Consider the following 9,240-nt stretch of genomic DNA (forward strand, 5'->3'; position numbering starts at 1 on the left):
AACGCGGGAGACCAGTGCATCCACCACCGTTCGGGATGCGCCAGTTGACCAGGATTGGGTACAAGACTCACTCCTGCTCACTGACTAGGAACGGTAGACCTTGCGCAGCGGGGCAAAGACACCCGGGCAGGGGATGACGGCCTGCTGGAGTGCGGCAGGGTCCATGGGGTGCAGCCACCCCGCCCGTACGGTCCAGCCGCACGCGCGGGGGTTGGGCTCGGCGGCGGTTGAGGCGACCAGGACAGCGTGACGGACCGTGCTGCCCTCCAGCGCGAAGACCAGCAGCGCCCGCAGCCTCACGAAGTCCTCTTCGGCCTGCGGCGGCATCCGCAGCCACGGCGGAGCGCCTCCGACCGACACCAAGACCTCGGCCCGAACGAACCTGTGATCCACCCGCTCGGCGACGAGACTGAGCTGGTGCTCTCCCTCTCCCAGGGCCACGCCCAAGGCGGTGAGTGCCGTGAGAGTACGGCTCAAGGCGGCCGCGATGGCCGCATCATCAGAGCGGGTGGCTGTGTACGCGAAGAACGGGAGTCATTTGTCGACGGCTTCAGGAGGCATCTCGCCACGCCGCCATGATCAATGTTGACACGTTCGGGAGTCACTCATAGCTGTACGCCGGCAACTCGCCGAGGGCCGCGGTGCCGATGAGCGGCTCCCTTTTTCCGCACGAAGACGGCGCCCCGGCCATGTGGCCGCCTCAGGCGCTCTGCCGGGGCCGAGGGATCAGCGGTCGGTGACGGTGGTGTCGACCGCGTCCGGGTCCGCCTGATGCCAGTCACCCGAGGCGATGTCGGCGATGATGCGGCGCCAGCCATCGGTGCGGTGACCGCTGGTCGGAGCGTTGTCGTCGAGCCAGATCTCGGTGCCCACCGGGAGGGCCTCCTCTGGGCCTCCTTGGCCGCCGAGGGCCAGCGTGAACTCCGGGTCGGCGGGGTCGCTGCGGGTGTAGACGAGGCCGTCCTTCCGCCACGCCTCCAGGCCGAAGGTGGCCAGCGGGGCGATCCACCACGTGCCCGTGTCGGGGAGACGGAGCAGGAGGCGGTCGCCGGGCATGGGAACGTCGGTGTCATTCACCCGTGACGCCAGCTCCCTGATCCGCACGGCGGGTTCGACCTGCAGCCCGAGGTTGGTCCGTCGCGAAGCCGTCACGGTGAGCAAGTAGTACGGCACGGTGGGCCCCCGGCAGCGCTTGCATGCGTCATGTCAGCCGTAGCCGATCACGCCGCGACGAGTCCGTTCAATCCACGACGGGCAAAGCCGCCATCGGAGCACATGGTCGAACTGTCGGTCCCGCAGGGCTTTCCCGGCAACAACGGTCACATGCCCGGCGGACCCGACATCGAACCGATCACCATCGTCCTGGCCAACGGCGCCCGCTGCTCCTTCGCCGGCGGCGATACCACCACCTTGGCGGGGCAGCGCCTGAACTACGGCTGCGACAACGGCGGCTCCCTGTACGGCTACCCGAACAAGACAGCAGCGCTGTGGACCATCTCCTATTCCGCCCCCAACAGGGGCGCCAGCGTCTCCACACGCATCACCACGGTCTACCAGTAGCCCACTGCTCAATCGCCCAGATCAGGGACCAGGCGGGCACCCCGACCTTTCGGGGGCCCCGTCGACCGTCCGCACTGCGGTCCGCGCACACGGCCCGATCCACGCCGCTTCCACCCCCCACTGTGCCGGCGGTTGCCTGTGGCGCCATGGCCCATCCACCGCATCGCATCTGCTGTCCTTGTCGCCGCCGACGAAGACGCGGCCCTCCTCCGGTGCCCATGCTGCTTCCGCGCCCTCCTTTTGCTCGGTTCCGGTCTGGATGACATGGGTGGGGCGCCCCGGAGTGAACACGACATCCTGGAAGGGGTCAGGGCCATGGAGGAGAGCAGGACGACCGTCGGCAGTCCGCCCGGCGGCCGCAGCAGCGCGCAGGCCGAACCCGAGCAGGTGCGGCGCACGATTGCCGAGGCGTTCGCGGCGGCCGGATCGGGTGGCTTCGTCCACGCTGTCGACATCGACAGCGGTGTGCAGTTCGAGTACGGGGCGGATAACCCGGTGCTGTTGGCCAGTGTCTGCAAGATCCCGGTGTTGGTGGAGCTGTACGCCCGCTGTGATGAGGGCACCATCGATCTGAGCAGCCGCGTGCATGTGCAGGAGAGCGGCCGCTCGCCGGGTCCGACCGGTTTGTCGGTCATGCTCGACCCGGTCGACGTCTCCTTGCGTGACCTGGCCTATTGGATGATGAGCGTGAGTGACAATGCGGCGACGGACGTCCTGTGCGACCTGCTGGGCATCGATGCCGTCAACGCCAGGATGGCAGGGCTGGGGTTGAAGGAGGTCCGGCTGGAGGGGACGTGCCGGGACATTTACGACGCTTTCGACGAGGATCTCGGCGGCGTGGACGTCCTTGACCTGAGTGATGCGGAAGCCGAGCGGCTGCGGGCCTGTCGCGTGCTGCACATCCCGTCTGCCACGCGTGGGACACCCCGCTCGATTACCGCGCTGCTGTCGATGATCTGGCGTAACCAGGCGGCGTCGGCCGGGGCCTGTGCGGCGATGCGCCGCATCCTGGGGCTGCAGGTGTGGCCGCACCGGCTGCGCAGTGGTTTCCCTGACGACAAGGTGACGGTTGCGGGCAAGACCGGGACTTTGCCGTTCGTCCGCAACGAGGTCGGCGTGGTGGAGTACCCGGACGGTGGCCGGTACGCCGTTGCCGTCTTCACCTGTCCCGATTCGCTGGCGTACGTGAATCCTCCGGCCGACGCCGTCATCGGCACTGTGGCCCGCGCCGCCGTCGACTACATCCGGGCGGCGCAGCCGGCCGGCTGACCTTGCGATGCTTGGCTCGGCGCCCGGGTGCGGCCGCACGCCGACCCGTACCAAGAACCGCCGGCAGCCGGCCCGTCTCCCGGGATCCGGCTGCCGCGGTTTTGGGGCCCGCATCCCGGGTCCTACCGCAGGGACCCCAGGTTCACGTAGGTGCGCGAGATCGTGACCTCCTCCAGCGCGTCGGGCTGGACCTCGACACCGAAACCGGGTGCGTCAGACACCTGCAGGTGCCCGTCGGACAGGACGAAGGGCGCGGTGATGTCCTGGGCGTAGTAACGCGCGGACGCCGAGGTGTCGCCCGGCAGGACGAAGCCGGGAAGCGCGGCGAGCGCCACGTTGGCGGCCCTGCCGATACCCGTTTCGAGCATGCCCCCGCACCACACCGGGGCCCCCATGGCGGCGCAGACGTCGTGGATGCGCCGGGCCTCCAGGTAGCCCCCGACGCGACCGGGCTTGATGTTGACGATCGAGCAGGCCCCGATGGCCAGCGCGTCGGCCGCGGCGCGAGCCGAGGTGATCGACTCGTCCAGGCAGACGGGCGTGCGGATGCGCTGGGCCAGTTCGGCGTGGCCGCGCAGGTCGTCCTCGGCCAGCGGCTGCTCTATCAGCAGCAGGCCGAACGGGTCCAGTTGGGCGAGCCTGGGTGCGTCGGCGGTGGTGTACGCGGTGTTGGCGTCCACCTGGAGCAGCAGTTCGTCGCCGAAGCGTTCCCGCACGGCGCGGACGGGTTCCACGTCCCAGCCGGGCTGGATCTTCAGTTTGATGCGCAGGTAGCCGGCGTCCAGGTAGCCGGCCACCGCGTCGAGCAACCGGTCCGTCGAGTCCATGATTCCGACCGAGACACCGGCCGGGACCTTGTCGTGCACCGCGCCCACGTAGCGGGCGAAGGGCATGCCGGCGGCCCGCAGTTCGGCGTCGAGAACGGCCATCTCCAGGGCCGCCTTCGCCATGCGGTGGTCCTTGATGGGGGCGAGCAGCGGCGCGACATGGGCGGCGCTCACCTCGGCAACCGCGGCGAGCCGGGGTAGCAGGAAGTGCTGGACGACGTGCTCGGCACCGTCGATGTACTCCGCCGAGTACAGCGGGTCGCTCATCGCCACACACTCGCCCCAGCCTTCCGCGTCAGGGGTGACCATGCGCAGCAGCAGCAGCTCGCGGGCGTGCGTAGTGCCGAACGAGGTGCGGAACGGCTCGACGAGCGGCAGCCGTACGCGCCGCAGTTCGCATCCGGTGATCTTCACGACGAGTTCCTCCGGGTGAGTAGGTAGTGCCCGGACCGGGTGCAGGTCCGGATGTCGTAGCCCTCGGCGAGGGCGCCGGTCAGGGCGGTGCGCAGCGCGAGCCGCCAGTGCGCGGCGCCGGCGGGATCCTTGCGGCGCACGGCCTCGATGTCCGCAGGGATCCAGCACAGTTGGGCCTGTGCGTCGGTGGGGTGCGGCTGGGGGCCGCCGTCCGGTCCCTGCACCAGCCGGGGCTCGGCGTGGGCGGCGGTATCCGGCGGTGCGGGGCGGCGGCTCGGCACGCTGTCGAGCAGATCGATGACGTGGGGGGCGAGCAGCGGCCAGGTGAGGTGGAGCCGGTCGCTGTGCTGGCCTTGGTTGATCCCGTCACTCATGTCGCCGTAGAAGTCTGGGAGGTACTCGGTCGCGCGGGCACCGAGTTTGACCAGGTTGAAATAGGCGTTGCGCCGTATGAGCGGGTCGAAGGTCCAGGTCACGCACTCGATCCCGCGGCGGATGGCCCAGGCGCGCTGGTGGAGTTTGAGCGCGAAGCCGATACTGCGCCCCTGTGCGCCGGCGCGGACGCCGCTGATATGGGAGTGCAGGGTCAGCCCCTCGCGCAGACCGAGGAAGGCAACGGACGCGCCAAGCAGTTCCTCGCCGTCGAAGGCGCCCACCACGTAGTTGCCCGCATGGGCGAGCGCCCGCATGACGTCGGAGTTGAGGGGCGGCCGGTCGGTGTTCCAGATGTCCGCGAACAGCAGGGCCGCGCTTGTCAGAGCAGGGATGTCGCCGAGTTCGCGCACATCGACTCCGGCACGGGCCTGGGCGGTCGCCGCGGCGGCCGCCGCCCGGTCCAGCGCGTCGGGTGCGGCGCCCGAAAGGGCGGCGATGGGTGAAGTAGCCACCCCCTCACTGTGTTTGCATCCGCGGACAAGTGCTTCGTCGCAGCAGATCAATCCCGGCCGGGGACTTGGTGGGGGCCGACGACGTGCAGGCCTCCTGCGGTGGTCGGCGCTGCTCTTGCCTCGGAAACCATCAGCCGCAACTGCAGCCAGAGCACGAGGCGTTCGTCCGCGTCGCCCAGGTCCACGCCGAACAGCTCCCCGAGGCGGCGGATGCGGTACCGGAAGGTGTTCTGGTGGACGTGCAGGCGGTCCGCTGCGACGGTGGTGTCACCGAAGGCGTCGAGGTACGCCAGGAGGGTCTCGGCATACCGGGTCCCCTTCTCGGCGTCGTGGCGCAGCATCGCGGTGACCGAGGCGAGATGGATCCGCGGGTCGTTGGCGATGGTCTCTTCGAGTTCCAGCAGGATCACCTGGCAGCGCACGTCCTCGATGGAAGCGACGCGGGTGCGGTGTGGTTCGGCGGCGAGCACCGCCAGGACCCGGTCTGCCTCCTGGCGCGAGCGCGGTACGTCCGCGAAGTCGGCCACCGCGGATCCGATGCCGGCCCGCAGCCGGGTATGCAGCGACTCCTCGGAGCGGGTGATGACCATCTCGGCCAGGGACGCCACCCGTGTCTGCGGCACATCCTCCGCAAGGGGGAGCAGGGCGTAGACGACCTGCCCCTCGACCACGCAGGAGGTGGACGAGGTCAACGTCTCCGCGCAGGCCATCACCAGGTCTGCGACCTGCAGCCCGAGGATGTTGACCGGGGTGGGGCAGGAGGAGGGCAGTTCGAGGGCGAGCACGGTCATCCGGCCAAAGTCGATGCCGAACCTGGCCGCGGAGGGGGGTTTGCCTGCGAGCAGGGAGCGGAGCAGTTCGCCGCGGGCCCGGCGTTCCAGCTCGGTTGCGCGGCGCAGCCTGAGCAGGTGGAGCGTGGCCGCCTTGGCGGCGTCGGCCAGTGCCTGCTCCGCCTCGGGACCCAGCGGGGTGCCGGACTCCACCGCCCAGATGGAGCCGAGAGGTTCGGTGCCGGCCCGGATGGCCACCGCGAGGCGGGGCAGCGGCGAGGCGTCACCGACCCGGACGACCCCGGGGGCGCGCCACAGCCGCCGGTAGATCCGCAGGTAGTGGTCGTCCAGGGGTACCTGCCGCCCGAGGATGGTGTCGCGGCGCGCGTCGTCGATCGGCTGGCCGGGGAGGTTGGAGTAGGCCAGGACCCGCTGCTGGGGATCCTCGACAGTGATGGCGCCGCCCACCATCGCCGCCACGGCGTTGGCCAGGGCGAACAGGTCACCGACCGCGGCGGCCGAGGGAAATCCAGGCGCGTCCTGCCCAAAGGTGCCCGCGGCGGCGGCAAGCAGCGCGTCGACATGCCGCCAGGGAATGACATCGGCGACGGCGAGCACAGCGACTCCTGCGGCAGCGGCGGCCTTCACCAGCGGGCCGGTGTCCGCCCCGCGGGTCTTGAGGGCGATCGCCGCGGCGCCTGCCCGGCCGAGGGCGGGCAGGGCGTGAAGGAGGGCCGCGGCGTCGGGACGCATCCCGACGGCCAGCAGGATCGTCCCTTCGTGGGTCGGCCCCTCCTCCTCGGTGACGTCCAGGACGCTGTGCCCGGTCACCGGGATGTCACATCCCGCCGGCGCGGCGAGCAGGCGGGCGGCGGATGTCCCCAGCAGGTCAAGTATCCGCGCCAGGGAGGGATGCGCGTAATGGCTCGTCACCTGATTCCTCCGAGGATGCCCCGGCGCTTAGGCTGCGGAGGAATCGGACTCCTGCGGAGCAGGGCAGGGACAGTCGAATCGCCGTCAGGGCGATGCGGCGTCCTTGCCGCGACAAGGTGGGCGGGCCCACCGTGATCAAGGGCTCTCAACTGTCAGTCCTCCCGGGTAGGTTCGGGTGTATGACGACAGAAGCGTTCACGCAGGAGGCCGGGCACGCCCGGTACACCTACCGTGTGCGCTTGTCGAAGACGGCGCGGGCCGCGCTGGAAGCGGAGTGGGCGCGCTGCAGGTGGGTCTGGAACGAGTGCGTTGCCCGCTCGAAGAAGGCACACGCGCGGGGAGAGACGTGCGGCCCGGCCGCGCTCGACAGGATGCTGACCGAGGCCAGGCGGATAACGCCCTGGCTCCGGGAAGGCTCCTCGGTTGCTCAGCAGCAGCTGATACGGGATTTGGGCACGTCTCGTGCCAAGGCCTTGAAGGACATCAAGGAGCACGTGCCCCGGCACCGTCGAGCCGGAATGCCCCGCTGGAAGAAGAAACGCGAGGCCAGGCCGAGCCTGAACTACACCCGGCGCGGCTTTCGGCTCAAAGACGGCCGCCTGCACCTGGCCGGCGGGGTCGTGGCGCGGGTGGCGTGGTCGCGCAAGCTGCCCGCGGACCCTTCCAGCGTCCGTGTGTACCAGGACGCCACGGGTGGGTGGTACTGCTCGTTCGTCGTGCCCGCGCCGGAGGGACCCCTGGCTTTCACGGGCCGTGTGATCGGGGTGGACTGGGGCGTGAAGGAGACCGCGACCACTACATCCGACGACCATGACCTTCCCCACCCGCAGCACGGCAAGAGGGCCGCGCAGAAGCTCGCCCGTTATCAGCGGATGATGGCCCGGCGCCGAACGGCGCGGGGGCAAGCCGCCTCGAACGGCTACCGAGAGGCCAAGCGGCAGACAGCGAAGCTGCACGCGAAGGTGGCCAGGCAGCGGCAGGACACCGCCCGCAAGTGGGCCAAGCGCGTGGTCCGCGACCATGACGTCTTGGCGGTGGAGGACTTCCGGCCGAAGTTCCTCGCGAAGACGACGATGGCCCGTAAGGCGGCCGATGCCTCGATCGGCGCCGCAAAGCGGGCGCTGATCGAGATGGCCCGCAAGCATGGGCGGATCGTGCACCTGGTGAACCCCGCGCACACCACCATGGACTGTGCGCAGTGCGGAGCGAGAACCAAGCACGCACTACCTCTCTCGGAACGAACGTATGCCTGCACCGCGTGCGGATCTGTATCCCCCAGGGATAAGAACTCCGCCAGAGTGATGCTGGTCCGGGCTGGTCTGAACCCGGCTGGTGTTGAGGGCGTGAGACCCGCTGAGGCGCTGCCTCAACGGGCAGCCTGAGCCAGGAATCCCCTCCCTTCGGGGAGCGGAGCAGTCAAGTTCCGTCCTTCCAACACCGCTTACGGTCGCACGCCGCACCCGGCGGGGATATGTGCCAGGCCACATGGTCGCCACACCGGATTGGTCGCGGAAGACGAGGTGAGGGTACGGGCCTTTGGCGAGACTGCCATCCCGCAGGCAACCACAGTTAAGGAGGCGTGGCGTGTACGAGCTGAAGTTGCGCGGGGGCACCGTCTACGACGGCCTGGGTTCCCCTGGCGTGCAGGCGGACGTCGCCGTGACGGGCGACCGTGTGATGGCCCTCGGCCGCGATCTGGGGCCCGCCCGGCGGGAGATCGACGTCGAGGGGATGGCCATCGCGCCGGGGTTCATCGACCCCCACAGCCACTCGGACATGGTCCCGATGATGTCCGATCCGCAGCCCTTCAAGCTGCTCCAGGGTGTGACGACCGAGATCGCCGGCAACTGCGGCTACTCCGCCGCCCCGATGGACGACGCGGCCGCCAAGGAGGCCCAGGCGCTGTTCGGCGACCTCGCGGCCGGCGCCGCGTACACGGCGCGCTCCTTCGGCAAATATCTCGACGACATTGAGGCCGCCGGTCCCACCAACCACCTGGCCGTGATGGTCGGGCACCACACGCTGCGGCTGACCGCCAACGGCATGCGCCGCACGTTGGCCCCCAAGGCGCTGGCAGCCATGTGCACGCTGGCGGACGAGGCATTCGCCGCGGGCGCCGTCGGCTTCTCCAGCGGTCTGATCTACACACCGGGGGCGTACGGCGACGTCGAGGAACTGGTGGCACTGGGCAAGGTCGCCCACCGGTGGCAACGCCCGTACGCGACCCATATGCGAGACGAGAGCGACGCCCTGGAGGCCGCCGTGGACGAGGCGATCGAGATCGGCCGGCGGGCACGCATCCCGGTGCAGATCTCCCATTGCAAGGCGGCCGGCCGGCCCAACCACGGCAAGTCCGCGATCCTGCTGGACAAGCTGCACGCGGCGCGGGTGGCCGGCGTGGACGTCCGCGGCGACATGTACCCCTACCTCGCCGGAGGCACCATGCTCCACGCGATGCTGCCCCCCGAGGCGCTCGCCGGAGGCGCTAAGCCTTGATCCACCGACGTGGCCTGAAGTGGATCTTCTGACGGGTTTTTGAGCGGGTTTCGGGTTGGTGTCTGTGCCTGGGCAGGTGGTATC

At 69.8% G+C, this 9,240-nt stretch carries 9 protein-coding genes; 4 read left to right on the top strand and 5 right to left on the bottom strand.

Features of this window, described 5'->3' with window-relative positions:
- Nucleotides 1–84: 84 nt before the first annotated feature.
- Nucleotides 85–477 (bottom strand): hypothetical protein, encoded by a 393-nt coding sequence (locus tag ACWDA7_RS46990; RefSeq protein ID WP_450613594.1) that lies wholly within the window; start codon nucleotides 475–477, stop codon nucleotides 85–87.
- Between the two features lie 249 nt (nucleotides 478–726).
- Complete coding sequence (locus tag ACWDA7_RS46995; protein ID WP_450613596.1) at nucleotides 727–1,173, bottom strand: hypothetical protein; 447 nt, start codon at nucleotides 1,171–1,173, stop codon at nucleotides 727–729.
- A 102-nt stretch (nucleotides 1,174–1,275) separates the two neighbouring features.
- On the opposite strand from ACWDA7_RS46995, the gene ACWDA7_RS47000 reads away from it, so the two are divergent.
- Together ACWDA7_RS47000 and ACWDA7_RS47005 are read left to right on the top strand one after the other, a co-directional pair.
- Nucleotides 1,276–1,560 (top strand): hypothetical protein, encoded by a 285-nt coding sequence (locus ACWDA7_RS47000; protein WP_450613597.1) that lies wholly within the window; start codon nucleotides 1,276–1,278, stop codon nucleotides 1,558–1,560.
- A 315-nt stretch (nucleotides 1,561–1,875) separates the two neighbouring features.
- Nucleotides 1,876–2,829 carry a serine hydrolase gene (locus ACWDA7_RS47005; RefSeq protein WP_450613599.1) on the top strand — a complete coding sequence of 318 codons (954 nt, stop codon included), beginning with the start codon at nucleotides 1,876–1,878 and terminating at the stop codon, nucleotides 2,827–2,829.
- 122 nt (nucleotides 2,830–2,951) lie between these two features.
- Here the strand turns inward: ACWDA7_RS47005 and menC are convergent, their stop codons facing one another.
- The 3 genes from menC to ACWDA7_RS47020 are packed head-to-tail and all read right to left on the bottom strand — an operon-like array spanning nucleotide 2,952 to nucleotide 6,660.
- Complete coding sequence (menC, locus tag ACWDA7_RS47010; RefSeq protein ID WP_450613601.1) at nucleotides 2,952–4,070, bottom strand: o-succinylbenzoate synthase; 1,119 nt, start codon at nucleotides 4,068–4,070, stop codon at nucleotides 2,952–2,954.
- A complete protein-coding gene (locus ACWDA7_RS47015; RefSeq protein ID WP_450613603.1) occupies nucleotides 4,067–4,957 on the bottom strand; it encodes a GNAT family N-acetyltransferase in 891 nt (296 codons plus the stop codon). The genes menC and ACWDA7_RS47015 overlap by 4 nt, the downstream gene beginning before the upstream one ends.
- Before the next feature lie 47 nt (nucleotides 4,958–5,004).
- Nucleotides 5,005–6,660, bottom strand: coding sequence for a PucR family transcriptional regulator (locus ACWDA7_RS47020; RefSeq protein ID WP_450613604.1), 1,656 nt, complete (start codon nucleotides 6,658–6,660; stop codon nucleotides 5,005–5,007).
- Between the two features lie 179 nt (nucleotides 6,661–6,839).
- Between ACWDA7_RS47020 and ACWDA7_RS47025 the strand changes: the two genes are divergently transcribed.
- Nucleotides 6,840–8,042 carry an RNA-guided endonuclease InsQ/TnpB family protein gene (locus ACWDA7_RS47025; protein ID WP_450613605.1) on the top strand — a complete coding sequence of 401 codons (1,203 nt, stop codon included), beginning with the start codon at nucleotides 6,840–6,842 and terminating at the stop codon, nucleotides 8,040–8,042.
- Between the two features lie 202 nt (nucleotides 8,043–8,244).
- Nucleotides 8,245–9,156 carry an N-acyl-D-amino-acid deacylase family protein gene (locus ACWDA7_RS47030; protein WP_450613607.1) on the top strand — a complete coding sequence of 304 codons (912 nt, stop codon included), beginning with the start codon at nucleotides 8,245–8,247 and terminating at the stop codon, nucleotides 9,154–9,156.
- The last annotated feature ends 84 nt before the right edge of the window (nucleotides 9,157–9,240 follow it).

This window comes from Streptomyces sp. NPDC001156, assembly GCF_053598275.1.